Raw genomic sequence first — 24,952 nt, 5'->3', positions numbered from 1 at the left:
ACGTCCGCGGCCCGGCGGCGGGGCACCGGGGGCGCAGGCAGGATGGGTGGCATGGGACAGGTCGTGGCCACTGCCGAACGCGTCCTCGCCGCCCCCGCCGACCGGGTCCGCGTGGCCCTGGCCGACTACGCCGGCACCCGGCCGCGGGTGCTGCCCGAGCAGTTCAGCGACTACCGCGTCGAGGCCGGCGGGCAGGGCTCGGGCACCCGCGTGCACTGGCGGTTCGCCGCGACGTCGAAGCGGGTGCGCGAGCAGGACGTCGAGGTCAGCGAGCCCGACGGCACCCTCGTCGAGCGCGACACCCGCTCGTCGATGGTGACCACCTGGACCGTCACCCCGGCCGACCCGGGACGCAGCACCGTGCGGGTGCGCACCACCTGGGACGGCGCGAGCGGCGTCGGCGGGTTCTTCGAGCGGACCTTCGCGCCCCGGGGCCTGCGCCGCGTCTACACCGACCTGCTGGGACGGCTCGAGCGCGAGCTGGGCGGCACCACGGTCTGACGACCGCGGCGCGGCGTGCCGTCGCGGTGGACGATGGTCCGGTGACCGCCGCCCTCCCCGCCGTCGAGAACCCGGCGGCCCTCGACGAGCTGACCGGCCTGGTCGCCGACGGCGACGTCCTCGTCCTCTCCGGTGCCGGCCTCTCCACCGACTCCGGCATCCCCGACTACCGTGGCGCCACCGGCTCGCTGCGCCGGCACACGCCGATGACCTGGCAGACCTTCCGCCGCGACCCGCGCGGCCGGCACCGCTACTGGGCGCGCAGCTTCGTCGGCTGGCCGCAGGTCGCCGGCGCGCGGCCCAACGCCGGGCACTCCGCCGTCGCCCGGCTGCAGCGCGCGGGCCTCGTCGGCGGCGTGGTCACCCAGAACGTCGACGGGCTGCACCAGGCCGCCGGCGCCCGCGACGTCGTCGAGCTGCACGGCGGCCTCGACCGCACCGTCTGCCTGGCCTGCGGCGACGTCGCCCCGCGGGCGGAGCTGCACCGGCGGCTGCGGGCGGCCAACCCGGCCTTCGGCCCGCGCCCCGGCGAGGTGAACCCCGACGGCGACGCCGAGCTGCCCGACGAGGTGCTCGACGGCTTCGTGATGGTCGACTGCCGCGCCTGCGGGACCGGCCCGCTCAAGCCCGACGTCGTCTTCTTCGGCGAGACCGTGCCCCGCGACCGGGTGGACACCTGCTTCCGGATGCTCGAGGAGTCCGCCGGCCTGCTCGTCCTCGGCTCCTCGCTGACGGTCATGAGCGGCTACCGGTTCGTGCTGCGCGCCGCCGAGCTCGGCATCCCGGTGGGCGTGGTCAACCTCGGGCCCACCCGCGGCGACGCCAAGGTCGACGTCAAGGTCGACGCCCCGCTCGGCGCGGTGCTGCCCGAGCTGGCCCGCCGCTGCGGGGCATGAGCCGAGAAGTCTCCCGCACCGCCGACGGCCGGTGGGTCGTCGTCGACGGGCGGCGGTGGCGGACGGCGGACCCGGCGCTCCCCGACGACGTCCGCGCCCGCCTCCTCTCGCACCTGGGCGCGGCCCGCGCGGCGGTCCGGACGGCGCCCGACGAGGCAGCGCGGCGCGCCGCCCGCGACCGCGTGCAGCTGGCCAAGACCGGCCTGGGGGAGCGCGGCCCGGCCTGGTGGGACCAGGACGACGACGCCCGCCGCGCCCGCTGGGAGGCCGCCCTGCAGGCCCTCGGCGGTTGACCCCACACCCGCCCGGGAAGGAGCAGCGCCGATGCAGACCTTCCTGCCGGTGGCCGACTTCGCGGAGAGCGCGCGGCTGCTGGACTCACCGCGGCTGGGCAAGCAGCGCGTGGAGACGCTGCAGGTCCTTCGCGCCCTCGAGCTGCCCGACTACGGCTGGGCCTCGCACCCGGTCGTGCACATGTGGCGCGGGCGCACGGCGGCGCTGGTGGTCTACGGCCTGGCGATGGTCCGGGTGTGGCGGGAGCGCGGGTTCGCCGACAGCACGCAGACGCTGATCGCCGAGTTCGCCCCGGAGGTCGCCGACGCCCCGCAGGAGGAGCTGGCCCGCGCCGGCCTGCTGCCCTCCTGGGTGGGCGACGAGGCGCTGCACCTGTCCCACCGGTCGAACCTGCTGGCCAAGGACCCGGACTTCTACCGGCCGCTGTTCCAGCCGCTCTTCGGCGCCGAGCCCGACGACCTGCCCTACGTGTGGCCCGGCCCCGATGACCTCCCGCCCGCGCCCGGGCCCGAGGGCACCCGGGTGTGGGTGGTGCGGCCGCGGGCGCACAACGAGCTCGGCGCGTGCCTGGCGGCCGGCGTCGTGGGGCTGGGCACCCAGTCGGGGGTCGACGTCGACGCGACCGGGCTCTCCCCGGTCGAGCTGCGCGCGCTGGCCAAGGAGCTCTCCGGGCGGCGGCCGTCGAAGGACCTGCGGCAGCTGTCGGCCTTCCTCGACGAGATCCGGCCGGGCGACCCCGTGGCGCTGCCGGTCGAGCAGGGCGCCGGGCTGCTGGTCGGCGAGGTGCTCGGCGACTACCTGTTCGACGGCCGCGAGCTGCTGCCGCACCGCCGCCCGGCCCGGTGGGACCGCGTCGTCCCCCGGGCCGCCGCCCGCCCGCCCGCGACGCTGCAGGACCCGCGTGCGCTGTTCTCCGTCGTCGTCGACCCCGACGTGCTGCCACCGTCCTCGGCCGGTGTCACCTACCGGGAGCCCGCGCTGCCGCTCGTGTGACGAAGGACCCTCCTGCCCCCCACCGCTCGCAGGCTCGCGCCGGGCCCCTGCAGGAGGGCCACCTGAGACGTCACGAGTGGCTGCTCCCCACGACGCTGGTCCACGCCTGCGCGTGCAGCCGGCGCAGCTCCAGCCACGGCGCGAGCTCGGCGTCGGACGGCCCGCCCATCGCGTCGAGCGCCGCGCGGCCGTCGAGCCGGGAGGTGAGGCGCAGGCAGGCGAGGTCCCAGGCGACCGGGCCGGCGCAGGTGTCCTCCAGGTCGGCCCACCGCCACCCGGCGGGCGTGGCGAGCAGGTTGCCCGGGTGCGCGTCGCCGTGCACGACCCGCACCGGCCCGCCCAGGTGCGGCAGCACCCGCTCGACCTCCTCGGCCATTTGTGCGCGCACGGCGGCCGGGACGCCCCAGTCGCCGGCGCGCGCGGTGAAGGCGGCCAGGTCGTCGAGCGGGGTGTCCAGCGGCGTCCCGGTCACCGGCAGGCCGGCCAGCACCTCGTGCAGGCCGGTGAGCGCGGCGGCCACCTCCGCCGGCGAGGGCGTCGCAGGGAGGACCTCGACGAGCGTCCAGAACGACAGCGTCAGGCCGCCGTGCTCGTGCGGGCCCGGCGGCAGCAGGTCGCTGGGCGGGACGACGGCGGCGCCGGCCGCCGCCAGCGCCGTCGCGACGGCGACCTCGCGGCCGAACGGGCGCCGCGGGTCGGGGCGCAGCCGCGGGGTCAGCGTGGCGACGCGCGCGACCACCGGCGCCGGTGCCAGGTGCACGACGGCGTTGACGCCGTCGTGCAGCACCCGCGGCTCGCGCACCCGGAGCCCGTGCGCGGCGGCCACCGCGGTGGCCGCCGCCACCGCGCGCCGGGAGCGCCCGCTCACGCCCCCGGCAGCGGGACGTTCTGCAGGCGGACCTGGCCCCGCGCGACGAGTTTGCCGTCCTCGGCGCGGGTGAGCAGCACCTGCCACAGCTGCAGGGTGCGGCCCTGCTGGACCGGCTCGGCGACGACGTCGACCCGGCCGGCGGTCACCGGCCGCAGGAAGTCGGTGCTGTTGTTCACCCCGACGGCGAACTGGCCGCGCTCGGCGACGGCGACGCTGGCCCCGATCGACGCCGCCGACTCGATCACCGCGCAGTAGACCCCGCCGTGCACCACGCCCCACGGCGTGTGGTGGTCGGGCCCGAGTTCGACGGTGCCGGTGACCCGGGTGCCGCTCGCCTCGGCGACGTCGAACCCGGTGGCGGCGACGAAGGCGCTGGCGGCGGCCCGGTCGACGGCGGGCAGGTCGGCGCTCACGCGTCCCACACCAGGCAGAAGGGGTGGCCGACCGGGTCGGCGTAGACGCGGAAGTCCCCGCCCTCGCCCGGCAGCCGCCGCGCCCCGAGGGCGAGCACCCGCGGCTCGGCCTCGTCGACGTCGGCGACCCGCACGTCGAGGTGGAACTGCTGCGGCCGCGCCGGGTCGGGCCAGTCGGGCGGGACCAGGTCGGGGGCCTGCTGGAAGGCCAGCCGGTACCCCTGGCCGGTCACCACGACCCAGTCGTCGCCCGGGCCGCCCTTGCTCACCTCCATCCCGAGCAGGTCGGCGTAGAAGGTGGCGAGGGCGTGCGCGTCGGGCGCGTCGATGACGACGGAGTGCAGCTGGCCGATCATGCGGCCCATCCTGGCCGCCGCCGGGCCCGCGCACCCCCCGGGATCCGGCCGTCCGCCGCCGCGAGCCGGCCGCCGGGCAGGATCGGGGCGTGACCACCCCGCCCCCGCCCGTGCTCGGCTCGCTGACCTGGGTGCCCGCCGCCGAGCGGCCCGACCTGCTCGGCGACCCGGTCGCGGCCGCCCTGCCGTCGCTGTCCGGGCCGGCCTGGGTGGCCCCGGTCGACGACGACCTCGCCGACACCGCCGCGTTCACCGAGGCCTACGGCGTCCCGCTCGAGGCGTCGGCCAACTGCGTCGTCGTGGCCACCCGCCGGGCCGGGCAGACCGCACTCGCCGCCTGCGTGGTGCTGGCCACCACCCGCGCCGACGTCAACGGCCTGGTGCGCCGGCACCTCGGTGCCCGGAAGGCGTCCTTCGCGCCGCAGGACGTCGCCGTCGCCGAGTCCGGCATGGCCTACGGCGGCATCACCCCGCTCGGGCTGCCGCCCGCGTGGCCGGTGCTGGTCGACGCGGCCGTGGCCGCCGCGGACCTCGTCGTCGTCGGCTCGGGCACCCGCGGGGCGAAGCTGGCGCTGCCCGGTGCGGTGCTCGCCGCGCTGCCGGCCGCCGAGGTCCTCGAGGGCCTGGGCCTGCCGGTCGAGGAGCCGCCGCGGCCGGCCCCGCCCGCGCCGGTCGAGCGGGCGCCCGACGACCGCGACCTCGGCTGGGGCGAGCGGCCCGACGAGCGGGACCCCGACCGGCGCTGGCTCGAGGACCGGCCGCCGCACTGGGGCACTGACTAAAGAGCCGTCGTCCCCGGCCCGCCCGGCGTGCCGCCGGGCGCGGGACCCTGCTGCGCGCAGCAGGTCGCGGATCCCGGCGAGCAGCTCGACCTGCGTGGGCGCCACCGGGCCGGCCTCCTCCCCGCGCGTGCGCCGCTCGGCGACCTTCTCCAGGGGCAGCACGACCACGACGTAGACGACGGCGGCGGTCAGCAGGAACGTGATGACCTGGCTGGTGAACGCCCCGTGGTCGAAGACCTGGCCGTCGACGGTGGACGAGCCGCCGACCTCGCCGCCGCCGGCCACCGGGTTGACCAGCGGGGTCAGGAACGAGTCGGTGAAGGCCGTCACGACAGCGGTGGAGGCGGCGCCGATGACGACCGCGACCGCGAGCTCGACGACGTTGCCGCGCAGCAGGAAGTCCTCGAAGCCCTCGAGCACGGCCTCCATATCCTCACGGCGACGCCCCGCCGGTCCAGGACTCAGTCACGGTCGGCAGGCGAGGTGAGACCGAGCGTCAGGGTGGCCGTGGTGGCGGCCGCGGCCAGTGCGGTCGCCGTCGGCTCGTCGACGGCGAGCACGAGCAGGCCGCCGTCGTCCGGCGCGGCGAGCACCAGCGCGGCCCGGGCCACCACCTCGGCCCGCACGGCACCGGAGGCGGTGGCCAGCACGTCGACCCGGTCACCGGGTGTGGCCAGCGCGGCGACGGCCAGGTCGGCCGGGCGGACCGGGACGGCCACCTGACCGGCCGGCAGCAGCGCGGTCAGGCCCGGGCCGACGAGGCGGACGTCGGTGACCGGCTCACCGGCCCGCAGCGGCGCGGCCAGCACCTGCCCGGTGAGCGCGGTGGGGTCGGCGGCCGAGCCGGCGGGGACCGCGGGGAGCTCGGTCACCGTGAGCGCGTCGGCGGTCAGCACCGTCCCTGCGGGCAGGTCGGCGGCGGCGGTGACCACCGGGGTGCCCGGCGGCGGCGCGGCCGGCGGGACCTCCGGTGCACGCAGTGCGAGCACCAGGGCGCCGGCGGCGAGGAGCGCGGCCAGGCAGCGGCGCAGCAGGACGACGGGGGAGCGAGGACGGCGCAGGCGCAGCACCGGCCCAGGCTGGCCGCCCGGCACCGGCCGCGGGTGCCGGGCGGCGGACCTGTGGAGCGAGCGGGTGGGTGTGGACGGCCGGCGTCAGCCGGCGGCGGCCTTGCTGCCGCTGCCGCCGCCGCTGCCGCTGCCGCCGGTCGAGGACGACGACGAGGTCGACGAGGAGGACGAGGAGGACGACTCCTTCGACGCGGACTTCGACGAGGAGCCCGACGAGTCGGAGGAGGCGGACGCCGTCGCGGGCTCCTTGGTGGCGGAGCCCGAGCGGCTGTCGGTGCGGTAGAAGCCCGAGCCCTTGAAGACCACGCCGACCGAGCCGTAGACCTTGCGCACGGGCACGCCGCAGGTCGGGCACTCGGCCACGGGGGCGTCGGAGAAGGACTGCACGACCTCGAACTCGTGCTTGCCCTCGGGGTTGGTGCAGGCGTACTGGTACGTGGGCACGGCGCGGCACTCCTGGTCGAGCGGTCGGGTGGGCCCGGCGCCGGCTGGCACTCGGCACCCTCGACTGCCAATGATGCGCCACGTCCGGGCCCGGCGTCCACGTGATCCGCACGGTGTCGTCCGCCATGAGGACCGGGTGCGACCCCGATCACGGGAGGTCGTCCGGCCACGGTGCCGCCTGCCTTCCTGGACATCAGGCCCGACGCACGGCGGCCGAGGGACGCAGGTCCCTGGGCCGCCGGCCCGTCGAGGAGGACGGTCCTCGGCATGACCGAGGACGTGCAGCACTCCGTCCGTCCGGCCACCGCCGGGGACGCCGACCGTGTGAGCCGGACGCTCGCCGCGGCCTTCGCCGACGACCCGTTGTTCTGCCACCTCCTGCCACCAGGGGTCCGGGCACGGGACGAGCGCGTGCGCCGCGTCTTCGTCGTGGACGGTGCTCGCAGCCTGGCGTACGGCGGCCTGTGGACCACCGCCGACGGGGACGCCGCCGCGGTGTGGTTCCCGCCGGGTCACTGGCGGGGGACATCCCGGGAGGACCTGCGCGAACTGCCGGCCTGGCTGCGGATCGGGGGGCGGCGGATGGGGCACTTCCAGCGGGTGCGGTCGGCCTTGTACGCCCACCACGGTGAGCTGCCCCCGCACTGGTACCTGCTCTACATCGGTACGCGCCCCGAGCGGCAGGGGCAGGGTCTCGGGGCGGCGCTGCTCCGGGCGGTCCTCGACCGCTGCGACACCGAACGGGTCCCCGCCTACCTGGAGGCCACCTGCGAGCGGAACGTCCCGCTGTACCGGCGCCACGGCTTCGTCGAGCAGGGGGTCCTCGACGTGCCCGCCGGCGCCCCACCGATGACTCCCATGTGGCGGGACCCGCGCTGACGCCCTGGGGGTGCCACCACGGGGTTCGCGCGTGTCCGCCCCGGCCGGGGGTGCGCTGGCACGAGCGGGTCGGGGAGGAACTGGCCGGCCGCACGCCGGGACGGATCCGTCGTCCCCCGGTGGCACGGTGCCGGTGCCGCCGGGGCGGCGGCAGCACGCCGAGGGGAGGAGGCGCCATGCAGGACGTGGAGGTGCGCCGGCACGTGGCGGCGCCGGCGGAACGGGTGTGGGCGGTGGCCACCGACCTCGCGGGAGCGCCGCAGGTGGTCCGCGGCATCGACGCGGTGGAGGTCCTCACGCCGGGGGAGTTCGGCGTGGGGACCCGGTGGCGGGAGACCCGCACGATGATGGGTCGCGCGGCCACCGAGGAGATGACCGTCACCGCCGTGGAGCCGCAGCGGTCCTACACGACCGAGGCGGTGCGGCCGGGCGTCCGGTACCTGTCGACGGTCGCGGTGACGCCGGCCGGCGACGGCGGGAGCGACCTGGCGATGACGTTCGGCGCCCGGCCGACGTCCACGCTGACACGGCTCCTCGCGGCGGTCACCGGCCCGCTGGGCCGGCGCGCGGTGACCCGGGCGCTGGAGAAGGACCTGGGCGACATCGCCGCTGCGGCGGAGCGGTGACGGGAGCCGTCGGGGTCTCGGCAGGTGGCCCCGGCTGAGCTCTCAGGGCTCGAGGTGTGCCAGGCCCGGCACGCCGACGACGGCCAGCACGAAGAGCACGAGCCCGAGCACCACCGCGACGGCGTGCGGCAGCAGGACGTGTCCCGTCCACGGCACCCGGTGGAGCAGCCGCGCCACGTCCCCGGCGCTCCGCCGGCGGGGCGGTTCCAGGCGCTCGTCGTCCCCGTCGCCGGTGAAGCCCCAGTACCAGTCGATGCGCGGGGACGAGAACGACGCGGCGCCGGGGCCGAGCGGCGACGAGGGATCGGCCGCCTCGTCCTCGGCGAGCCGGTGCGCGAGCACCTCGATGTCGCGCATGCGGGAGTAGTACCGCACCTGGTGCCGCTTCATCGTGGCGTCGATGAACCAGAAGCCCAGCGCGCTCGCGGCGGCCAGCCCGAACAGCGCGTAGTGCTCCTGCTGGAAGCCCAGCCCCAGGGCGGCCAGGCTCAGGGTCACCGACCAGCCCTTGACCGTCACCAGTCGCCCGTCGAACTCGGAGACGATCCGGACCAGCGCCTTGTACTCCTCGCGCAGCCGCTCGTGCAGGGCCGCCAACGAGGGCGCCGGGTCCGCCATCCCGCCAGACTGGCACGGACGACCCGGGTGGAGCGGCGGGAGAGCGCCCGGTCGGGCTCAGCCGGCGAGCGGCTCGGCCGGCTCGGCGGCGCAGGCGCGGACCACGTCGTCGAGGGAGAGCCCGACCGCGCCGGCGAGCGCGGCGACGGTGAAGAAGGCCGGCGTGGGCACCCGGCCCGACTCGATCTTGCGCAGCGTCTCGACCGGGACGCCGGCCGCGGTGGCGACCTGTCCCATGCTGCGGCCGGCGCGGGCCGACCGGAGCAGGGTGCCGAGCGCCCGGCCGCGCTCACGGTCCTGGGCACTGAGCGGCGGTCGCACCATGCCGTGATAGTAATACCGTGACAACTATCCCGGGAGGCGTCCGTGGTGGAGCTGAAGTCGGCCGGCGAGATCGACGCGATGCGCGCCGCCGGACGGGTGGTCGCCTCGGTGCTCGAGGCGGTGCACCGGCAGGCGGCGGTGGGGGTGTCGCTGCGCGAGCTGGACGACGTGGCGCGGGCGGAGCTGGCGTCGGCCGGCGCCCGGTCGACCTTCCTCGGCTACCGGCCGTCGTTCGCCCCGACACCGTTCCCGGCGGTGCTCTGCACCAGCGTCAACGACGCCGCGCTGCACGGGATCCCGACCGGCTACCGGCTGCGGGACGGCGACGTGCTCAGCGTCGACTGTGGCGCGTCGCTCGACGGCTGGGCCGCCGACGCCGCGAGGACCGTGGTGGTCGGCGCCGCCCGGCCCGAGGACGCCCGGCTGGTCGAGACCACCGAGGCGGCGCTGGCCGCGGGCATCGCCGCCGCGGTGCCGGGCAACCGCATCGGCGACGTGTCGGCGGCGATCGGCGCCGCGGCCCGGCGGGCCGGGTTCGGGGTGAACACCGACTACGGCGGCCACGGCATCGGCCGGGCCATGCACGAGGACCCGCCGGTGCCCAACGACGGGCGGCCGGGCCGTGGACCCCGGCTGCGGACCGGGTTGGTGATCGCGATCGAGCCGTGGTTCCTCGCCGGCGGCGGCGACGGCTACCGGGTCGACGAGGACGGCTGGACGCTGCGCTCCGCCGACGGCAGCCGGGCCGCGCACGCCGAGCACACCGTCGCGGTGACCGCCGGCGGACCGCGGGTGCTCACCGCGGCCTGACGGCGCCCGCGGCACCCGGCACGGGATCCGGCGGCCACGAGGCCGCACGGTGTCGCCTCGCACCCGGCGAACGGCCCTCGGTCACGGCGCGCGGCCCGGCCGACCGGGCGTCGGTCCGGACCTCCCGGCCCGGGGGCGGCACGAGGACCATCACCGCACCGGTCCGGGCGACCGCGGCCGCTGACCCGGGGAGGTCCCGTGCACGTGTCGGTCTTCGAGTACCGGGTCCGCGGGATGGACCCGTCCCAGTGGGCGCGGGTCTGCGCCGAGGAGCTGGCCCCGGTGTTCGCCGAGGTCCCCGGCCTGCGCAGCAAGATCTGGCTGCGCTCGGCCGACGGCGGCGCCGGCGGGGTCTACCTGTGGGAGGACGAGGAGGCCTACCGGGCCTTCCTCGCCAGCGACCTGGGCGCGGGGCTGGCACAGCACCCGCACATCGAGGGGCTCACCGTGCGCGACTGGTCGGTCGACGAGGCCGCCACCGCGGTGACCGGGGGCGACCTGCAGCCCGCCTGACGGCCGGCCCGCTGCGGGGAGCGGTGCCCCGCCCTACCGTGCGCCCATGGCCGACCTCGCCCGCACCGCCCGTGTCGACGTCCTGGTCGAGGGCTACGCCCGCTCGCCGCACGTGGCCGGCACGGTCACCCTGGTGCGCGACGCCGGCCGGACGATCGTCGTCGACCCGGGGATGGTGGCCGACCGCGACGACATCCTGCGGCCGCTGCGCGGGCTCGGCGTCCGACCCGAGGACGTCACCGACGTCGTCCTCAGCCACCACCACCTCGACCACACCCTCAACGTGGCGCTGTTCCCCGTGGTCCCGGTCCACGACTTCCAGTCGGTGATCGAGGGGGACGTGTTCACCCGCCGCCCGGCCGACGGGGTGCAGCTCACGCCCGCCGTCCGGCTGCTGGCCACCCCCGGGCACACGCCGCAGGACGTCACCACGCTGGTCGGCACACCCGACGACGTCGTCGCGCTGACCCACCTGTGGTGGACCGGGGACGGCCCGGCCGACGACCCCTACGCCCTCGACCGCGACCAGCTGCGCGAGCAGCGCGAGCGGGTGCTGTCCCTGGCCACGCTCGTCGTCTGCGCGCACGGCGCCCCGTTCCGGCCGGACGCGACGACGCCGCGCTGAGGTCAGCCCGGCAGGCGGGTGGCCCGGCGCAGCGCGGCCAGACCCGCTGCGGTGCCCGGCCAGTGGCGGGTGACCGCGTCGGCACCGGCCCGGCGGACCACCGAGCGCAGCACCAGGGCGACGGCCAGGGCGTCGTCGGCGAACCCGATGACGGGGACGACGTCGGGCACGAGGTCCACCGGCAGCGCCAGGTAGGCCAGCAGCAGCCAGAGCCGCACGCGCACGCCGCGCGGCAGGCTGCGGTCACCGGCCAGGCGGCGGACCAGCCGCACCACGTCGGGCAGCAGCCGGAGCAGCTCGGCCGCCCGCAGCGCGTCGGGCCGGGCGCCCCACAGCGTCGCCAGCAGCGCCAGCCAGCACAGCAGGAGGCCGCCCGCGACGCCCACCAGCGTCCACGCCCACCCCGGCACGGCGCCTCCCTCCCGGCCGCCCGGGGTCAGGCGACCGCGAGCTCCTCGCCAGGATCCTGACCGGCGTCCTCGGCCGCCCGGGCGGCGAGCACCCCGGCGGCCACCGAGCCGGCGGCGGCCTGCAGCTGCTCGGCCGTGTGCGTGGCCATGACCGACAGCCGCAGCACTCCCTTGCCGCGCGGGACGGCGGGGTAGCCGACGGCGTTGCAGTAGACGCCGGCCTCGTAGGCCGCCCGCCACGCGGCGACGGTCGCCTCCGGGCTGCCGGTCGGCACGGCGATCACCGCGCCGCTGCCCGGCAGCGGCGGCGTCCCGGCGGCGCTGAGCTCGACCCGCAGCCGCCGGCCGTTCTCCTGCAGCCGCGTCCGCAGGTCGGGTTCGGCGCGCAGGATCCGCAGCGCGGCGAGGGCCGCGCCGACGCCGGCCGGCTCGTTGGCCGCGCTGAACACGTAGGGGACGGCGCTGGCGCGGATGCCGTCGGCCACCGCCCGGCTGGTCAGCACCGCGCCGCCGACGCTGGCCAGCGACTTGCTGAACGCGACGGTGACCGCGTCCACCCGGTCCAGCGCGCCGGTGTGCTCGGCCGCGCCCCGCCCGTGCTCGCCGAGGACCCCGAGGCCGTGCGCCTCGTCGACGACCAGCCGGGCGCCGTGCGCGGCGCACAGGTCGGCGATCGCGGCCAGCGGCGCGGTCTCGCCGGTCATCGAGTAGACGCCGTCGACGACCACCACGGCGCCGGCCTGCGGGTCGAGCCGCTGCAGGCGCCGGGCGAGGGAGTCGACGCTGTTGTGCCGGAACCGGACGACGGTGCCGCGGCTGGCGGCCGCGCCGGCGTGCACGCTGGCGTGCGCGTGGGCGTCGACCAGCAGGACGTCGCCGGGACCGCCCGCGGTCGACAGCAGCGCGGTGTTGGCGTTGACGCCCGAGGAGGTCAGCACCGCGGCCTCGACGCCGTAGTGGTCGGCGAGCTCCTCCTCCAGCTGCAGGTGCAGCCGGGTGGTGCCGTTGAGCACCCGGCTGCCCGACGTGCTGGTGCCGTACCGGCGCACCGCGGCGACGGCGGCCTCGACGACCCGCGGGTCGCCGGCCATGCCGAGGTAGTTGTTGCTGCCCAGGTTCACCCGCGGGACGCCGTCGTCGTAGACGGTGACCGGCTCGGGCGCGCCCGCGGTCGGGACGCCGTGGGTGCCGGTACCGGCGCGGTCGTGCTCGCGGAACATCGCGGCGAGCGGGTCGTGCAGCAGCGGGGCGAAGGCGTCGCGCCGGCCGCTCCCGGGAGTCCGGCCGGCGAGCGGGCCGGAGGTCGGGGCGTCGTGCACGGGGGCTCCGTTCGGTTCGAGCGCCGGGAGGTCCGGCGGCGAGCCACCCTCACCGCCACGGTCACGCTGCGTCAACGGTGGGTCAGCTCACAGTTCCTGCGGGTGTCCCTCGTGCCCCGGTCGGGTGACAGCTGGTCATCGCCTCGCGACCCTGCGTACCACCGGCTCGGGTGGTCGGCCACCCGGACGGGGAGGACCCGCCGGTACCGTCCCCCGGGTGACCGCACGCTGGCTCGACGACACGCAGCAGCGGGCCTGGCGGGCGTGGCTGACCGTCTCCGAGCTGCTCCCGCGCGAGCTCGACGCGCAGCTGCAGCGCGACGCCGGCCTCACCCACGCGGCCTACGTCGTCCTGGCGATGCTGTCCGAGGCGCCCGGCCGCAGCCGCCGGATGAGCGACCTCGCCCGCCGGGCCAACCAGTCGCAGAGCCGCCTGTCGCACACCGTGGCGCGGCTGGAGGAGCGTGGCTGGGTGCGCCGCGAGCGCTCCGCCGACGACGGCCGGGGCAACCTCGCCGTCCTCACCGACGCCGGCTGGGACGTCGTCCGGACGGTCGCTCCCGGCCACGTCGACGCCGTCCGCACCGCGCTGTTCGACCCGCTGACCCCCGAGCAGACCGCCGCGTTGTGCGAGGTCCTCGAGACGGTGGTGCAGGGCCTGGACCCCGATGCCAGCCGCCGCGTGCCCCACGGCGGTGACCTCGGCCGCTGACCCCGCGCAGGCTGTCTAGCGGCCGAGGTGGCGGTAGCGGTGCAGCCGGCTGCGGGTGCGCTCGGCGTCCTCGCGGCCGAGCAGCCCGGCCAGCTCGTCGCCGAGCACCCGGCCCAGCCGGCGACAGAACTCCACCGGCTCGTCGGCGGCGTCGGGCCGCTCGGGCACCACGCGGTCGACGATCCCGGCCCGCCACAGGTCGGGAGCCCGCACGCCCTGCGCGGCGGCCATCTCCGGCGCGCGGTCGACGGAGCGGTGCACGATCGCCGAGGCGCCCTCCGGCGGCAGCGGGCCCAGCCAGCCGTTGGCCGCGGCGAGCACCCGGTCGGCGGGCACCAGGGCCAGCGCGCCGCCGCCGGTGCCCTGGCCGAGCAGCACCGCGAGCGTCGGCGCCCGGAGCGTCACCAGGTCCTCGAGGCAGCGGGCGATCTCGGCGGCCAGCCCGCCCTCCTCGGCCTCCACCGACAGCGCCGCCCCCGGGGTGTCGATGAGCGTCACCAGCGGCAGGTGCAGCTCGGCGGCCAGCCGCATGCCGCGCCGGGCCTCGCGCAGCGCGGCCGGGCCCAGCGGCGCCGACAGCGACTGCCCGCGCCGGTCCTGGCCGAGGACGACGCACGGTGCGCCGCCGAAGCGGGCCAGGGCCAGCAGCAGGCCGGGGTCCTTCTCGCCGGCCCCGGTGCCCGAGAGCCCGACGACGTCGGTGGCCGCCGTCCGCAGCAGTCGCCGCACGCCCGGCCGGTCGGGCCGCCGGGACGCGGTGACGACGTCCCACGCGCTGCGGCCGTCCTCGGGGTCGTCGGCGTCGGTGCCGTCCTCGGCGGTGGGCCGCTCGGCGTCGCGGACGTCGAGGTGCCAGGTCCGCCGCGCCGAGAGCACCGACAGCGCCCGGTCGGCGAGGTCGGCGACGTCCTCGTGCGCGACGACGGCGTCGATGAGCCCCCGCTCGGCCAGGTGCTCGGCGGTCTGCACCCCCGCCGGGAACGGCTCGCCGTGCAGGGCCTGGTAGACCCGCGGCCCGAGGAAGCCGACCGCGGCGCCCGGCTCGGCGATGGTCACGTGACCGAGCGACCCCCACGAGGCGAGCACCCCGCCGAAGGTGGGGTCGCGCAGGTAGACCAGGTAGGGCAGGCCCGCGGCCTTGTGCCGCGCGATGGCCGCGGTGATGCCGATCATCTGCAGGAAGGCGACCGTGCCCTCCTGCATCCGGGTGCCGCCGGACACCGGCGCGGCGAGCAGGGGCAGGCCCTCGTCGGTGGCCCGCTCGACGGCGGCGACCAGCCGCTCGGCCGTGGCCACGCCGATCGAGCCGGCGAGGAAGCCGAACTCACCGGCGACGACGGCCACCCGCCGACCGCGCAACGTGCCCTCGCCGGTGACGACGGCCTCGTCCTGCCGGGAGCGCTCGGCCGCGGCGCGCAGCTCGGCCGCGTAGGCCGGGTCGACGTCGCGCGGGCCGGCCGGCGTGTCCCAGCTCTTCCAGGACCCGGGATCGAGGACGAGGTCGCGCAGCGCGCGGGCGTCCAGCCGGGTCACTCGGACAGCCAGGCGCGGACCGCCTCGTCCGATCCGCCGAGCACCGGGGGAGCGGCGTGCTCCCGGCGCGTGGTCTCGGTCTCGCCGTCGGGGGTGGCGGCGAAGAAGCGCAGCGGCGGGCCGGGCAGCCGCAGCCGGCCCAGGGTGGCGTGCTCGACGTCGACGAGCAGCCCCTGCGACAGGGTCTGCTCCCAGCCGTAGACCTCGTCGAGGGTGCGCACCTTGCCCGCCGGCACGCCGGCCGCGGCCAGCCGGGCGAGCAGCTCCTCCGGGCCGGTGTCGGCGAAGGTCTCCTCGAGCAGCGCGATCACCTGCTGCCGGTTGCCCACCCGCTCGTGGTTGGTCGCCATCCCCGGCGCCTCCGGGTCGAGGCCGAACTCGGCGCACAGCCGCCGCCACAGCCCCTCCGACCCGCAGGAGAGCTGCACGCTGCCGCCCTTGCAGTGGAACAGGCCGTAGGGCGCGATCGAGGGGTGGTGGTTGCCCTGCGCGCGGCCCACCTGGCCGCCGACGGTCCACGCGGTCCCCTGGAAGGCGTGCACGCCGACGATCGCGGCCAGCAGCGAGGTGCGCACCACCTGGCCGCGGCCGGTCCGCTCCCGCTCCAGCAGTGCCGCCAGCACGCCGTAGGCGCCGTACATGCCGGCCAGCAGGTCGCCGATCGGGACGCCGACCCGCTGCGGGTCGTCGGGCCCGGAGCCGGTCAGCGACATCAGCCCGCCCTCGCCCTGGGCGATCTGGTCGTAGCCGGCGCGGCTGCCCTCGGGGCCGTCGTGGCCGAACCCGCTGATCGAGAGGGTCACCAGCCGCGGGTTGAGCCCGGCGAGGACCTCGGTGCCGAAGCCGAGGCGGGCCAGCGTGCCGGGGCGGAAGTTCTCCAGGAGCACGTCGGCGCGGCGGACCAGCTCGCGGAGCAGCTCCTTGTCGGCGTCGTCCTTGAGGTCGAGGGTGACCGACTCCTTGTTGCGGTTGGCCGACAGGAAGTAGGTGGACTCCCGCTCGCCGGAGTCGGGCTGCACGAACGGCGGTCCCCAGCCGCGGGTGTCGTCGCCGCTGCCGGGGCTCTCCACCTTGATCACCCGGGCGCCGAGGTCGCCGAGCATCATCCCCGCGTGCGGCCCGGCCAGTGCGCGGGTCAGGTCGACGACGAGGATCCCGTCGAGTGGTCCGGTCATGCGTCCCTCTCCCTGTCTCACAGCCAGCCGGGGACGACGAAGACCAGCCAGGCCAGGAACGGCCCGACGGCGACGACGATCCCCGCGTAGGCGAGCATCTGCTTGTAGAACCGGTCCCGGTCCACGCCCTGCGCGTTGGCCAGCACCAGGGCGCCGTTGGTCGAGAACGGGCTGACGTCGACGATCGTCGACGACACCGACAGCGCCACCACCACCCCGACGGTGCCGATGTCGCTCTCCTGCAGGAACGGCACCGCCAGCGCGATGGCGACGCCGATGATCGCCGTCGACGACGCGAACGCCGACACCACCCCGCCGATGTAGCAGAGCAGCAGCGCGATGAGCAGCGGCACCCCGAGGCCGATCACCGCCTCGCCGACGTAGTCGATCGTGCCGGCCTCCTGCAACACGAACACGAAGCTCAGCACGCCGGCGATCAGCAGCACCGTCGACCAGCTGATCTGGCTGACCGCGCCCTTCTGCCGCGCCGCCGCGAACAGCGCCAGCACGGTCGCGACGGTGATGGAGACGAAGCCGATGTCGAGGTCGAACACCAGCGCGAGCACGGCGACGGCCGCCAGGCCGATCAGGGTGGCGATCTGGTCGACGGTCACCCGCTGCGGCGCCACGGCGTCGTCCGCGCCGCTCCCGCCGCTCCCTCCCCTCCCGCCGGTGTCGTCGGGACCGACGGCGGGGCCGGGAGGAGCGCCGTGCCCGCTCACCACGGGCTCCTCGGCGTGCTCGGCGTGCGCGGGGACCGTGAGCGGCACCCGGCGGCCCAGCAGCCGGCGTCCGCCGAACACGAGGAAGAGGACGACGCCGATGGCGACGTTGAAGAACAGGCTGCCCAGGAACACCGCCAGCGGGCTGGAGGTCAGGCCCTCGTCCTCGACGATCTCGTTCACGGTGACGCCGTAGACGCTGATCGGCGAGAACCCGCCGCCCTGCGCGCCGTGGACGACCATCATGCCCATGAGCAGGGGGTTGATGTCGTAGCGCGCGGCGAAGCCCAGCGCGATCGGCGCGATGATCGCCACCGCGGCGGGGGAGAGCGCGCCGATCGCGGTGAGCAGCGCGGTGACGGCGAACATGATCCAGGGGATGGCGGCCACGTAGCCGCCGACCAGCCGCACCGCCCCGCGCACCAGCAGGTCGACGGTGCCGTTGTTCTGCGCGATCGCGAACAGGTAGGTGACGCCGATCAGGGTCACGACCAGCTCGGCGGGGAAGCCGGCGAGGATGTCGTCGGTGCTGAGCCCCACCGAGAGCGTCCCGACCAGGAAGGCCGCCACGAAGGCCAGCGCTCCCATGTTGATCGGCAGGAACGTGGCGATCGCGAAGATGGCGACCAGCGCCAGGATCGAGACGATCTCCGGAGACACGGCGGGCTCCCCTCGTCGGCGCCGACCGGCCCACCGTGTCACCTACCGGTGGGTACGGCTCCCCAGGTCCTGCCAGCCGCCGGAGGGGGTGACGACGGCGCTCACCGGCCGGTCGTGGCCGAGGGCCGGCAGCCGGTCGACCAGCTCGTCGTCGAACACCAGCGCCACGACGACGGCGCTCGGGCGCACGTGCACCAGGGCGCGGTCGTACCAGCCGCCGCCGCGGCCCAGCCGCACGCCACCGCGGTCGACCGCCAGTGCCGGCACGACGACGACCTCCGCCGTCCCCACCGCGGTCGGCCCGAGCCGCGGGCCGACCGGCTCGAGGATCCCGAAGCGGCCCGGTGCCAGCCGGCCGGTGTCGACCGCCCAGCGCAGCTCGGTGCCGGCGTCGGGCACCACGGGCAGCAGCACCCGCGCGCCGAGCTGGGTGAACGCGGCCGGCAGCCGCCCCGACCCGGGCTCGGTGTCCTCCGGCACGAACGCGGCCAGGACGCGGACCCGCGCCAGGCGGGCGAGCAGGGTGGTGGTCACCGCGGCCGCGGCGGCGGCGCGCGCGGCGGGGGTGCGGTGCCGGCGGCCGGCCAGGACCCGCTCCCGCAGGGCGGACTTGGCCGCCTCCGCGTCGGACGGTGCGCTCACGGGACGAGGCTAGGGCCGCGGGAGCGCCCGTGAGGCCACGGCGGTGACTGCCCCCGAGGGGTCAGGACGAGATCGTCCCGCGCGGGGCGCCTGGCTAGGCTGCCGCGCATGTCGACCCCGCAGCGCCCGGCGCGCAAGGCCGTCATCCCCGTCGCCGGGATGGGCACCCGGTTCCTCCCCGCCACCAAGGCGGTGCCGAAGGAGCTGCTGCCGGTCGTCGACCGGCCGGCGCTGCAGTACATCGTCGAGGAGGCCGCCCGGGCCGGCCTCGCCGAGGTGCTCATGGTCACCGGCCGCAACAAGGCCGCGATCGAGGACTTCTTCGACCGCACCCCCGAGCTCGAGACGGCCCTGGAGAAGAAGGGCGACGCCGGCCGGCTGGCCGCCGTCCAGGAGTCCACCGACGTCGCGCAGGTGCACTTCGTCCGGCAGGGCGAGGCGCGCGGGCTGGGCCACGCGGTGCTGCAGGCAGCCGCCTTCGTCGGCGAGGAGCCCTTCGCCGTCCTGCTCGGCGACGACCTCATCGACGCCCGCGACCACCTGCTCGAGCAGATGCTCGCCGTGCAGGCCGAGCACGGCGGCTCGGTGGTCGCGCTGCTCGACGTCGGCCGGGAGAACATCGACAAGTACGGCGCGGTCGCCGTCGAGCCCGGCTCCGCCGACGGCGTCGTCGCGATCACCGGCCTGGTGGAGAAGCCGCCGGTCGACGAGGCGCCCTCGAGCCTGGCGATCATCGGCCGCTACGTGCTCGCGCCGGAGGTCTTCGGCGTGCTCCGCGAGACCGCGCCCGGCCGCGGCGGGGAGATCCAGCTGACCGACGCGCTGGCCACGCTCGTCGAGCGCGGGCACCCGCTGCACGGCGTCGTCTTCGACGGCCGGCGCTACGACACCGGCGACAAGCTCGACTACCTCAAGGCGGTCATCCGGCTGGCCTCCGAGCGGGAGGACCTCGGCCCGGCGCTGCGTTCCTGGCTCACCGAGTTCGTGGCCGACCTGCCGGCCGAGGGCGCGTCGCAGGCCTGAGCCGGTCCCCGGAGGGGGACCATCGCAGGTGATGACCGAGAACGGCGCGCCCGGGGCGCGGGACACCACGGCGCTGGACCTCCGCAGCGGGGCCACCGTCGACCCTCCGGCGTCCCCGGGCCCGGCGGTGCACGCCACCGCGCAGATCGACCGCGGCGCCGTGCCGCCGCCACCGGCCGCCGAGCCCGAGACGCCGGTGCTGCGGACGGTCGAGACCCACCTCGACGAGATCCTCGCCGCGGTGCCGCAGCCCGAGCCGATCGAGCTCGCCGTCCTCGACGCGCAGGGCCTGCTGTGCGCCGAGGAGGTGGTCAGCGCCCGCGCGCTGCCCGCCTTCGACCAGGCCGCCCTCGACGGCTACGCGGTGCGCGCCGAGGACGTCGTCGCCGCCACTCCCGACGCGCCGGTCGAGCTCGCCGTCGTCGGGGAGACCGTCACCGGGGCCGCGGCGCCCGACGCGCTGGCCCCCGGGCTGGCGCAGAAGGTCACCGCGGGCGCGATGCTGCCCGCCGGCGCCGACGTCGTCGTGCCCGGCGTGTGGACCGACGGCGGCGTCGTGCGGGTGCAGGTGCACGCCGGCCCGGAGGCGGGCAGCTACCTCCGCCGTGCCGGGGACGACGTCTCGCCCGGCACCGCCGCCGTCCACGTCGGCACCCCCATCGGGCCGGCGCAGATCAGCCTGCTGGCCGCCGTCGGCCGCGACCGGGTGCAGGTGCGGCCCCGGCCGCGGGTCGCCGTCCTGTCCGCCGGCACCGAGTTGGTCGACATCACCGCGCAGCCCGCGCCCGGCCAGGTCGTCGACGTCAACACCTACGCGCTGGCCGCCGCGGCCCGCGACGCGGGGGCGGCCGCCTACCGCTGGGGGATCCTGCCCACGGAGCGGCGCCGGCTGACCGAGGTGCTGGAGAGCCAGCTGCTGCGCAGCGACCTGGTGCTCATCGCGGGCACCTTCGCCACCGACGGCGACCTGGTGCAGGAGGTGCTCGCCGAGCTCGGCCCGATGCGCTTCCGTCAGGTGACGATGCACCCCGGACCGGTGCAGGGCTTCGGCCGGCTCGGCCGCGACGGCGTCCCGGTGATCTGCGTGCCCGGCGAGCCGGTGGCGGCGCTGGTGTCCTTCGAGGTCTTCGTCCGCCCGGCGATCCGCTCGATGCTCGGCAAGCGGCAGCTGTTCCGGCGCACCGTCCAGGCGATCTCCGCCGAGCGGCTGGTCTCCCCGCTGGGCTACCGGCAGTACCTGCACGGCCAGGTCATGCGCCACCCCGACGGCGGCTACGTGGTCGAGCCGCTCGGTGACGGCGACGAGGCGATGCTGGCCCGGATGGCGCGGGCGAACTGCCTCATCGTCGTCGACGAGGACGTCACCGAGGTCGCGGAGGGCGGGCTGGTGACGGTCATGCCGCTGCTCCTGGGCGGCTGAGCTGGACCCGACGCAGCACCCCGGCTGGCCGGCCCGGCTGGCGTACGGCCCGGTCGAGCTGGACCCGCTGCGGCGCACCGACGCCGCGGAGTGGAGCCGGCTGCGGCTGGTCAACGAGGCCTGGCTGCGGCCCTGGGAGCCCACCGCGCCGGTGGCCTGGTCGGTCCGGCACACGCCGGCGGCCTACCGGGCGATGCGCCGGTCGCTCACCCGCCGCGCCCGGGCGGGGACGTCGATGCCCTTCGCCGTCCGCGTCGAGGGCCGGCTGGCCGGGCAGGTGACGGTGGACAACATCGTGCGGGGCGCGCTGCGGTCGGGCTCGCTGGGCTACTGGATCGACCGCGCCGTCGCCGGGCGGGGGATGGCCTCGCTGGCCGTGGCGCTGGTGTGCGACCACGCGTTCGGCCCCGGCGGCCTGCACCGCCTGCAGGCCGACATCCGGCCGGAGAACCACCCCAGCCGCCGGCTGGTCGAGCGGCTCGGGTTCACCCGGGAGGGCCTGCTCCGCCGCTACCTCGACATCGACGGCGACTGGCGCGACCACCTGTCCTACGCGCTGCTGGCCGAGGACGTGCCGCAGGGCGTGCTCGGGCTCTGGGCCGCCCGCGCACCCCGGTGACGGGTCGCTATCCCGTTCACGCTTCGTGAGCAGTCCACTACGTGTCGACACGCCGCTTGGCAGATCCCCTCCGTCTCACGACCACTCGCGCGACACGCCCACGGACATCCCTCTAGCTGGGGATTCGCGTGAATAACCTGCCGCGGCAAGTGACTCGTGTGACGGGTGGTGTTCTCGATGGGGTCAGGCGTGCTTCTCGCCGCGCTGGTCGTGCTGTGGTTCGTCGTGCTGGTGCCGATGGTGGTGACCCGCGGTGACTCCTCGACGGCGCGCGCCGAGGTGACGCCCGGGCGCACGCTGCAGCGGCGACGGGGGAGCGACCCGGTGCGCTCGGCGGAGACGGAGCGGGTGTCGGTGGACCGCGACCTGCTGCGCAGCACCGGCGAGCTGCGGGTCGACGTGCACGCCGTCCGGCGGCGCACGCTGGCCGGCCTGGTCGCGCTGACGCTGCTCGCGCTCATCGGCGCGCTGACCCTCACCCCGTGGCTGTGGGTGGCACAGGGGCTGCTCGACGTCGCGCTGGTCGGCTACCTCGTGGTGCTGCGCGCAGCGGTGCGCCGCGAGCAGGCCGCCGCCCGCCGCGTGGCCCGTGCCGCCGCCCGGTCGTCGGCGCGCCCGGCCGCCCGCCCGGCGCCCGCCGCGCGTCCGGCGCCGGCCCCGCGGCCCGCGCCGGTCGCCGAGGAGCCGGTGCACCACACCGTCGGCCTGCCGCACCCCAGCCTGCCGCTCGCCCCGGTGCACCCGCTGCGCCCCGCCCGCGTGGTCGCGGCGCGCACCCCGGCGCCGGCCGGCTGGCAGGACAGCGCCGTCGTGGGCCTGGACGACGACGACATCGGCTTCGCCGACATCGACTACTACCAGCCGCGCGTGGTCAACGGTTAGACCTGCGCCGACACCCCGGGTGCCACCCCCGTCGGCGGCACCCGGGGTCGCGCGCGGTACTCTCGTCTCCCGTCAGGGGCTGTAGCGCAGTCCGGTAGCGCACCTCGTTCGCATCGAGGGGGTCAGGGGTTCGAATCCCCTCAGCTCCACCCTGAGACCGACGCCGTCGGGGCACCCGCCCCGGCGGCGTCGCTCGTTCCCGGCCGTGATCGACATCGTCGGGGCCACGACTTCGTCACACGTGCGCAGTGGAGCGGAACGCCGTCCGCCCCAGCGTGGCCGGCATGGCGGCGCACGGCACCCGGGTCGCCTCCCTGGCGGAGGCGCAGCCGGCCGAGCTGCACCTCGAGGGCCGCTGGCGGGCCGCCCAGCTGCGCGGCTGGCGCTTCGACGCCGATGGCGGGTGCCGGGCGCGGGTGCGGTTCGACTGGGCCGGCACGCCGCGCATGGTGTGGGCGCCGCTGGAGCTGCTGCGGCTGCCCGACCCAGGCCGGTGGACCTCGGCCAGGGGGCGCCGGGGGAGACCCGCCCGTCGCGCCGCCCGGAGACCTGGCGCGAGGACCACCCCCACCCGGCGCTGCTGTCCTGGCGCGACTACGAGCCGGAGAAGCGCCGGCTGCAGATCGAGCTGCTGAAGCTGCAGCGCTGGGTGGAGGAGCGCCGGCGGCGCGTGGCGGTCGTCGTCGAGGGCCGCGCGGCCGCGGGCACCGGGGCGTTCGTCCGGCACGTCACCGAGCACCTCGACCCCCGCACCGTCCGGGTGGTGCCGGCTGCCGGCCGGCCGTCGACCCCGCTGCGGCTCGCCCTGGCCCACGTCCCGGCCGCCGGGGAGGTCGTGCTCTTCGACCGGTCCTGGTACGGCCGGCCCGCGGTCGAGGCCGCGACCGGGGACGAGGGCCGCCTGCCGAGCCTGGCCGCGTCCGGGCAGCCGCTGGTCGACGGCGGCCTGCACCTGGTCAAGCTGTGGTTCTCGGTGTCCCGCGGGGAGCAGCGCACCCGCCTCGCGCTCCGTCGCGACCCGCCGGCGCTCACGGTGGCAGACCTCGCCGTCCTCGACCGCTGGGACGACCACGCCCGGGCCGAGCAGGCGGTGCTCGCCGCGACGTCGACGCCGCGCGCGCCGTGGACGGTGGTCGGGGCGAACGACGAGCGGCGCGCCCGGCTCGAGGCCATGCGGCTCGTGCTGGCGGGCCTCGGCCACGCCGGCCGCCGGGACGACGTGGTCGGCCGGCCCGACCCGCTGCTGGTCCGCCGGCCGGCCGACGACGTCCTCAGAACCAGGACGGGAACCACATGCGGCTGAGCCACTCGGCGTGCGAGAGCGGACGGCCGGCGAGGACCGGGTAGAAGAACGCGAAGGTGCCCGCGACGACCGCCACGTAGCCGCTGACCGCCGCGAGCCCCGCGGTGCGTCGCCACGGCGGCGCCCCGGGCCGGCCCAGGACGTCCTGGAGCACGAGGACGACGGCCAGTACGAAGAACGGCAGCACCGGCGCGCTGTAGAAGACGAACATCGTGCGCTCGGGGTTGAGGAACCACGTGCCCCAGCCGGCGGCGACCATGACCGCGACCAGGACGGCGGCGGGGTCGCGGCGGGCGACGATGCGCCAGGCCACCCACGCCAGCGCCGGCGCGAAGGCCAGCCACAGCGTCGGCGTCCCGAGCATGAGGACGTAGCGCACCACCTGCTCGCCGGAGGCGTCGGTGAGGCCCTGCGGGTTCCACAGCAGGATCGGCCGGCCGTTGACCAGCCAGGTCCAGGGCCCGGACTCCCACGGGTGCGGCGTCGACAGCCCGTTGTGGAACGTCCACCACTCGGCGTGCATGTGCCACCAGGAACGCAGCGCGTCGGGGATCCACGGGAACGCCGTCTCCGGGTTGCGCTGCGCCCACCAGCGCCCCTGGGCCGTCTCGCCGAGGAACCACCCGGCGAAGCCGGCGACGTAGGTGAGCACCGGCACCGCGGCCAGCGCCCAGGTGGCGCCGGGCAGGCCGCGGCGCAGCGCCGTCGCCGTCGGACGGGGGACGCCGGCCTCCCGCCAGGCCGCACGGTCCCAGAACAGCGACAGCAGGGCGGCGAAGGCGAGGAAGTACACGCCGCTCCACTTGACCGCGCAGGCGCAGCCGAACAGCAGCCCGGCGGCGATCCGCCAGCCGCGGGGGCCGAGCCGGAAGCCGGTGGCCGGGACCGGCCGGTGCTGCCGGATCCGCGCCCGCACCCGGTCGCGGTCGACGACCAGGCACGCGACGGCGGCGAGCACGAAGACCTGCAGGAAGACGTCGAGCAGGCCGATCCGCGACAGGGTGAAGGCCAGGCCGTCCAGCGCGAGCAGCAGCCCCGCGACCAGGCCGAGCAGCGTGGAGCCGGTGAGCCGCCGGGCCAGCCGGACCAGGACCACGACGGCGACCGCGCCGGCCACCGCGGAGGGGAACCGCCAGCCCAGGCTGGTGTAGCCGAACACCTCCTGGCCGGCGGCGATCATCCACTTGCCCAGGGGCGGGTGCACGATGAACGTGTAGCCGCGGTTGTACTCGTGGCCCCAGGTCAGCAGGTCCCAGGCCTGCGGCGGGTAGTAGGCCTCGTCGAACAGCAGCGTGCGGGGATAGCTGATGCCCACCAGCCTGCCGACCAGGGTGAGCAGGCCCAGCCCGAGCGCGAGCACCCACGACAGCGCGCGGTCGCCGGGCAGAGGCGGGATGCGGTCGACCCGCGGGCGCGGGGCCGGCCAGCGCCGGGCGGCGCGCGGCGGGTCCTGCGGGAGCCCGGCGTCGGCGCGCTCGGGTGCCAGGACCGCCATGGCCTCAGGGTATGTGGCGGGC

General features: G+C 76.8%; 30 protein-coding genes, 1 tRNA gene and 1 pseudogene. 17 read left to right on the top strand and 15 right to left on the bottom strand.

Annotated features, from left to right (window positions below; genetic code table 11):
* Positions 1-51 precede the first annotated feature (51 nt).
* The 4 genes from ACI79V_RS05280 to ACI79V_RS05265 are packed head-to-tail and all read left to right on the top strand — an operon-like array spanning position 52 to position 2,684.
* Positions 52-501, top strand: a complete 450-nt coding sequence (locus tag ACI79V_RS05280) for an SRPBCC family protein (protein WP_456887383.1) — start codon at positions 52-54, stop codon at positions 499-501.
* A 41-nt stretch (positions 502-542) separates the two neighbouring features.
* Complete coding sequence (locus tag ACI79V_RS05275) at positions 543-1,397, top strand: NAD-dependent protein deacetylase (protein WP_456887382.1); 855 nt, start codon at positions 543-545, stop codon at positions 1,395-1,397.
* Complete coding sequence (locus ACI79V_RS05270) at positions 1,394-1,690, top strand: biopolymer transporter Tol (RefSeq protein WP_456887381.1); 297 nt, start codon at positions 1,394-1,396, stop codon at positions 1,688-1,690. The genes ACI79V_RS05275 and ACI79V_RS05270 overlap by 4 nt, the downstream gene beginning before the upstream one ends.
* A gap of 31 nt (positions 1,691-1,721) precedes the next feature.
* Positions 1,722-2,684 (top strand): MSMEG_6728 family protein, encoded by a 963-nt coding sequence (locus ACI79V_RS05265; protein ID WP_456887380.1) that lies wholly within the window; start codon positions 1,722-1,724, stop codon positions 2,682-2,684.
* A gap of 70 nt (positions 2,685-2,754) precedes the next feature.
* Here the strand turns inward: ACI79V_RS05265 and ACI79V_RS05260 are convergent, their stop codons facing one another.
* From ACI79V_RS05260 to ACI79V_RS05250, 3 genes are read right to left on the bottom strand one after another with little or no spacing between them, the layout of a single operon-like run.
* On the bottom strand, positions 2,755-3,552 hold the full coding sequence (locus tag ACI79V_RS05260) for a phosphotransferase family protein (RefSeq protein ID WP_456887379.1): 798 nt from the start codon (positions 3,550-3,552) through the stop codon (positions 2,755-2,757).
* On the bottom strand, positions 3,549-3,968 hold the full coding sequence (locus ACI79V_RS05255) for a PaaI family thioesterase (RefSeq protein WP_456887378.1): 420 nt from the start codon (positions 3,966-3,968) through the stop codon (positions 3,549-3,551). The genes ACI79V_RS05260 and ACI79V_RS05255 overlap by 4 nt, the downstream gene beginning before the upstream one ends.
* Positions 3,965-4,324: a VOC family protein gene (locus ACI79V_RS05250; protein WP_456887377.1), complete on the bottom strand. Its 360-nt coding sequence runs from the start codon at positions 4,322-4,324 to the stop codon at positions 3,965-3,967. Before ACI79V_RS05250 ends, ACI79V_RS05255 begins: the two co-directional genes overlap by 4 nt.
* A gap of 89 nt (positions 4,325-4,413) precedes the next feature.
* On the opposite strand from ACI79V_RS05250, the gene ACI79V_RS05245 reads away from it, so the two are divergent.
* A complete protein-coding gene (locus tag ACI79V_RS05245; protein WP_456887376.1) occupies positions 4,414-5,106 on the top strand; it encodes a YbaK/EbsC family protein in 693 nt (230 codons plus the stop codon).
* 66 nt (positions 5,107-5,172) lie between these two features.
* Here the strand turns inward: ACI79V_RS05245 and mscL are convergent.
* The 3 genes and pseudogenes from mscL to ACI79V_RS05230 form a co-directional block, all read right to left on the bottom strand.
* Positions 5,173-5,535: pseudogene (gene mscL, locus ACI79V_RS05240) on the bottom strand (large conductance mechanosensitive channel protein MscL); the annotation flags it as partial.
* Between the two features lie 32 nt (positions 5,536-5,567).
* Entirely contained in the window at positions 5,568-6,176 is a 609-nt protein-coding gene (gene cpaB, locus ACI79V_RS05235; RefSeq protein WP_456887375.1) for a Flp pilus assembly protein CpaB, read from the bottom strand.
* Between the two features lie 84 nt (positions 6,177-6,260).
* Positions 6,261-6,620 carry an FmdB family zinc ribbon protein gene (locus ACI79V_RS05230; protein ID WP_456887374.1) on the bottom strand — a complete coding sequence of 120 codons (360 nt, stop codon included), beginning with the start codon at positions 6,618-6,620 and terminating at the stop codon, positions 6,261-6,263.
* A 267-nt stretch (positions 6,621-6,887) separates the two neighbouring features.
* Here ACI79V_RS05230 and ACI79V_RS05225 point away from each other — a divergent pair, with 267 nt between their 5' ends.
* Both ACI79V_RS05225 and ACI79V_RS05220 read left to right on the top strand, forming a co-directional pair.
* Positions 6,888-7,499: a GNAT family N-acetyltransferase gene (locus ACI79V_RS05225; RefSeq protein ID WP_456887373.1), complete on the top strand. Its 612-nt coding sequence runs from the start codon at positions 6,888-6,890 to the stop codon at positions 7,497-7,499.
* 176 nt (positions 7,500-7,675) lie between these two features.
* A complete protein-coding gene (locus ACI79V_RS05220) occupies positions 7,676-8,125 on the top strand; it encodes an SRPBCC family protein (RefSeq protein WP_456887372.1) in 450 nt (149 codons plus the stop codon).
* A 42-nt stretch (positions 8,126-8,167) separates the two neighbouring features.
* Here ACI79V_RS05220 and ACI79V_RS05215 read toward each other — a convergent pair whose 3' ends face one another.
* Together ACI79V_RS05215 and ACI79V_RS05210 are read right to left on the bottom strand one after the other, a co-directional pair.
* Complete coding sequence (locus ACI79V_RS05215) at positions 8,168-8,743, bottom strand: hypothetical protein (RefSeq protein WP_456887371.1); 576 nt, start codon at positions 8,741-8,743, stop codon at positions 8,168-8,170.
* A 57-nt stretch (positions 8,744-8,800) separates the two neighbouring features.
* Positions 8,801-9,067, bottom strand: coding sequence for a helix-turn-helix domain-containing protein (locus tag ACI79V_RS05210; protein ID WP_456887370.1), 267 nt, complete (start codon positions 9,065-9,067; stop codon positions 8,801-8,803).
* Between the two features lie 42 nt (positions 9,068-9,109).
* On the opposite strand from ACI79V_RS05210, the gene map reads away from it, so the two are divergent.
* From map to ACI79V_RS05195, 3 genes are all read left to right on the top strand, one after another.
* Positions 9,110-9,877: a type I methionyl aminopeptidase gene (map, locus tag ACI79V_RS05205; protein ID WP_456887369.1), complete on the top strand. Its 768-nt coding sequence runs from the start codon at positions 9,110-9,112 to the stop codon at positions 9,875-9,877.
* A gap of 198 nt (positions 9,878-10,075) precedes the next feature.
* Positions 10,076-10,390, top strand: coding sequence for a YdhR family protein (locus tag ACI79V_RS05200; protein ID WP_456887368.1), 315 nt, complete (start codon positions 10,076-10,078; stop codon positions 10,388-10,390).
* Between the two features lie 46 nt (positions 10,391-10,436).
* Positions 10,437-11,015: an MBL fold metallo-hydrolase gene (locus ACI79V_RS05195; RefSeq protein ID WP_456887367.1), complete on the top strand. Its 579-nt coding sequence runs from the start codon at positions 10,437-10,439 to the stop codon at positions 11,013-11,015.
* Between the two features lie 2 nt (positions 11,016-11,017).
* Here the strand turns inward: ACI79V_RS05195 and ACI79V_RS05190 are convergent, their stop codons facing one another.
* Complete coding sequence (locus ACI79V_RS05190) at positions 11,018-11,425, bottom strand: DUF1232 domain-containing protein (protein ID WP_456887366.1); 408 nt, start codon at positions 11,423-11,425, stop codon at positions 11,018-11,020.
* A 26-nt stretch (positions 11,426-11,451) separates the two neighbouring features.
* The gene (locus ACI79V_RS05185; RefSeq protein WP_456887365.1) at positions 11,452-12,744 is read right to left on the bottom strand and encodes an aminotransferase class I/II-fold pyridoxal phosphate-dependent enzyme; all 1,293 of its coding nucleotides are present in this window, start codon (positions 12,742-12,744) and stop codon (positions 11,452-11,454) included.
* 217 nt (positions 12,745-12,961) lie between these two features.
* Between ACI79V_RS05185 and ACI79V_RS05180 the strand changes: the two genes are divergently transcribed.
* Positions 12,962-13,456 (top strand): MarR family winged helix-turn-helix transcriptional regulator, encoded by a 495-nt coding sequence (locus tag ACI79V_RS05180; protein WP_456874974.1) that lies wholly within the window; start codon positions 12,962-12,964, stop codon positions 13,454-13,456.
* A 15-nt stretch (positions 13,457-13,471) separates the two neighbouring features.
* On the opposite strand, the gene ACI79V_RS05175 is transcribed toward ACI79V_RS05180, so the two are convergent.
* From ACI79V_RS05175 to ACI79V_RS05160, 4 genes are read right to left on the bottom strand one after another with little or no spacing between them, the layout of a single operon-like run.
* A complete protein-coding gene (locus ACI79V_RS05175; RefSeq protein ID WP_456887364.1) occupies positions 13,472-14,989 on the bottom strand; it encodes a carboxyl transferase domain-containing protein in 1,518 nt (505 codons plus the stop codon).
* Positions 14,986-16,164 (bottom strand): CaiB/BaiF CoA transferase family protein, encoded by a 1,179-nt coding sequence (locus ACI79V_RS05170; RefSeq protein WP_456887363.1) that lies wholly within the window; start codon positions 16,162-16,164, stop codon positions 14,986-14,988. Before ACI79V_RS05170 ends, ACI79V_RS05175 begins: the two co-directional genes overlap by 4 nt.
* Before the next feature lie 17 nt (positions 16,165-16,181).
* On the bottom strand, positions 16,182-17,546 hold the full coding sequence (locus ACI79V_RS05165; protein ID WP_456887362.1) for an SLC13 family permease: 1,365 nt from the start codon (positions 17,544-17,546) through the stop codon (positions 16,182-16,184).
* Positions 17,547-17,588: 42 nt separating this feature from the next.
* A complete protein-coding gene (locus ACI79V_RS05160; protein ID WP_456887361.1) occupies positions 17,589-18,188 on the bottom strand; it encodes a 5-formyltetrahydrofolate cyclo-ligase in 600 nt (199 codons plus the stop codon).
* A 108-nt stretch (positions 18,189-18,296) separates the two neighbouring features.
* On the opposite strand from ACI79V_RS05160, the gene ACI79V_RS05155 reads away from it, so the two are divergent.
* The 6 genes from ACI79V_RS05155 (at position 18,297) to ACI79V_RS05130 (ending at position 23,435) form a co-directional block, all read left to right on the top strand.
* Entirely contained in the window at positions 18,297-19,211 is a 915-nt protein-coding gene (locus tag ACI79V_RS05155) for a UTP--glucose-1-phosphate uridylyltransferase (protein WP_456887360.1), read from the top strand.
* Positions 19,212-19,242: 31 nt separating this feature from the next.
* A complete protein-coding gene (gene glp / locus ACI79V_RS05150; RefSeq protein WP_456887359.1) occupies positions 19,243-20,631 on the top strand; it encodes a molybdotransferase-like divisome protein Glp in 1,389 nt (462 codons plus the stop codon).
* A 1-nt stretch (position 20,632) separates the two neighbouring features.
* The gene (locus ACI79V_RS05145; RefSeq protein WP_456887445.1) at positions 20,633-21,250 is read left to right on the top strand and encodes a GNAT family N-acetyltransferase; all 618 of its coding nucleotides are present in this window, start codon (positions 20,633-20,635) and stop codon (positions 21,248-21,250) included.
* Between the two features lie 177 nt (positions 21,251-21,427).
* Positions 21,428-22,132, top strand: a complete 705-nt coding sequence (sepX, locus tag ACI79V_RS05140; RefSeq protein ID WP_456887358.1) for a divisome protein SepX/GlpR — start codon at positions 21,428-21,430, stop codon at positions 22,130-22,132.
* A 75-nt stretch (positions 22,133-22,207) separates the two neighbouring features.
* Positions 22,208-22,281, top strand: a tRNA-Ala gene (locus ACI79V_RS05135).
* Between the two features lie 344 nt (positions 22,282-22,625).
* Positions 22,626-23,435 carry a polyphosphate kinase 2 family protein gene (locus ACI79V_RS05130; protein ID WP_456887357.1) on the top strand — a complete coding sequence of 270 codons (810 nt, stop codon included), beginning with the start codon at positions 22,626-22,628 and terminating at the stop codon, positions 23,433-23,435.
* Here the strand turns inward: ACI79V_RS05130 and ACI79V_RS05125 are convergent.
* The gene (locus ACI79V_RS05125) at positions 23,404-24,930 is read right to left on the bottom strand and encodes a dolichyl-phosphate-mannose--protein mannosyltransferase (RefSeq protein WP_456887356.1); all 1,527 of its coding nucleotides are present in this window, start codon (positions 24,928-24,930) and stop codon (positions 23,404-23,406) included. The two genes, ACI79V_RS05130 and ACI79V_RS05125, sit on opposite strands and share 32 nt — an antisense overlap.
* Positions 24,931-24,952 lie beyond the last annotated feature (22 nt).

This window comes from Geodermatophilus sp. SYSU D00700 (genome assembly GCF_054050255.1).
The sequence above is the reverse complement of the archived record's forward strand: the minus strand, read 5'-3'. Positions and strand labels throughout refer to the sequence as shown.

Coding starts and splice junctions, on each gene's coding strand:
- ACI79V_RS05280 (WP_456887383.1), top strand. CDS start 52: ATGGGACAGGTCGTGGCCACTGCCGAACGCGTCCTCGCCGCCCCCGCC.
- ACI79V_RS05270 (WP_456887381.1), top strand. CDS start 1,394: ATGAGCCGAGAAGTCTCCCGCACCGCCGACGGCCGGTGGGTCGTCGTC.
- ACI79V_RS05265 (WP_456887380.1), top strand. CDS start 1,722: ATGCAGACCTTCCTGCCGGTGGCCGACTTCGCGGAGAGCGCGCGGCTG.
- ACI79V_RS05250 (WP_456887377.1), bottom strand. CDS start 4,324: ATGATCGGCCAGCTGCACTCCGTCGTCATCGACGCGCCCGACGCGCAC.
- ACI79V_RS05225 (WP_456887373.1), top strand. CDS start 6,888: ATGACCGAGGACGTGCAGCACTCCGTCCGTCCGGCCACCGCCGGGGAC.
- ACI79V_RS05220 (WP_456887372.1), top strand. CDS start 7,676: ATGCAGGACGTGGAGGTGCGCCGGCACGTGGCGGCGCCGGCGGAACGG.
- ACI79V_RS05215 (WP_456887371.1), bottom strand. CDS start 8,743: ATGGCGGACCCGGCGCCCTCGTTGGCGGCCCTGCACGAGCGGCTGCGC.
- ACI79V_RS05210 (WP_456887370.1), bottom strand. CDS start 9,067: ATGGTGCGACCGCCGCTCAGTGCCCAGGACCGTGAGCGCGGCCGGGCG.
- ACI79V_RS05195 (WP_456887367.1), top strand. CDS start 10,437: ATGGCCGACCTCGCCCGCACCGCCCGTGTCGACGTCCTGGTCGAGGGC.
- ACI79V_RS05170 (WP_456887363.1), bottom strand. CDS start 16,164: ATGACCGGACCACTCGACGGGATCCTCGTCGTCGACCTGACCCGCGCA.
- ACI79V_RS05155 (WP_456887360.1), top strand. CDS start 18,297: ATGTCGACCCCGCAGCGCCCGGCGCGCAAGGCCGTCATCCCCGTCGCC.
- glp (WP_456887359.1), top strand. CDS start 19,243: ATGACCGAGAACGGCGCGCCCGGGGCGCGGGACACCACGGCGCTGGAC.
- sepX (WP_456887358.1), top strand. CDS start 21,428: ATGGGGTCAGGCGTGCTTCTCGCCGCGCTGGTCGTGCTGTGGTTCGTC.
- ACI79V_RS05125 (WP_456887356.1), bottom strand. CDS start 24,930: ATGGCGGTCCTGGCACCCGAGCGCGCCGACGCCGGGCTCCCGCAGGAC.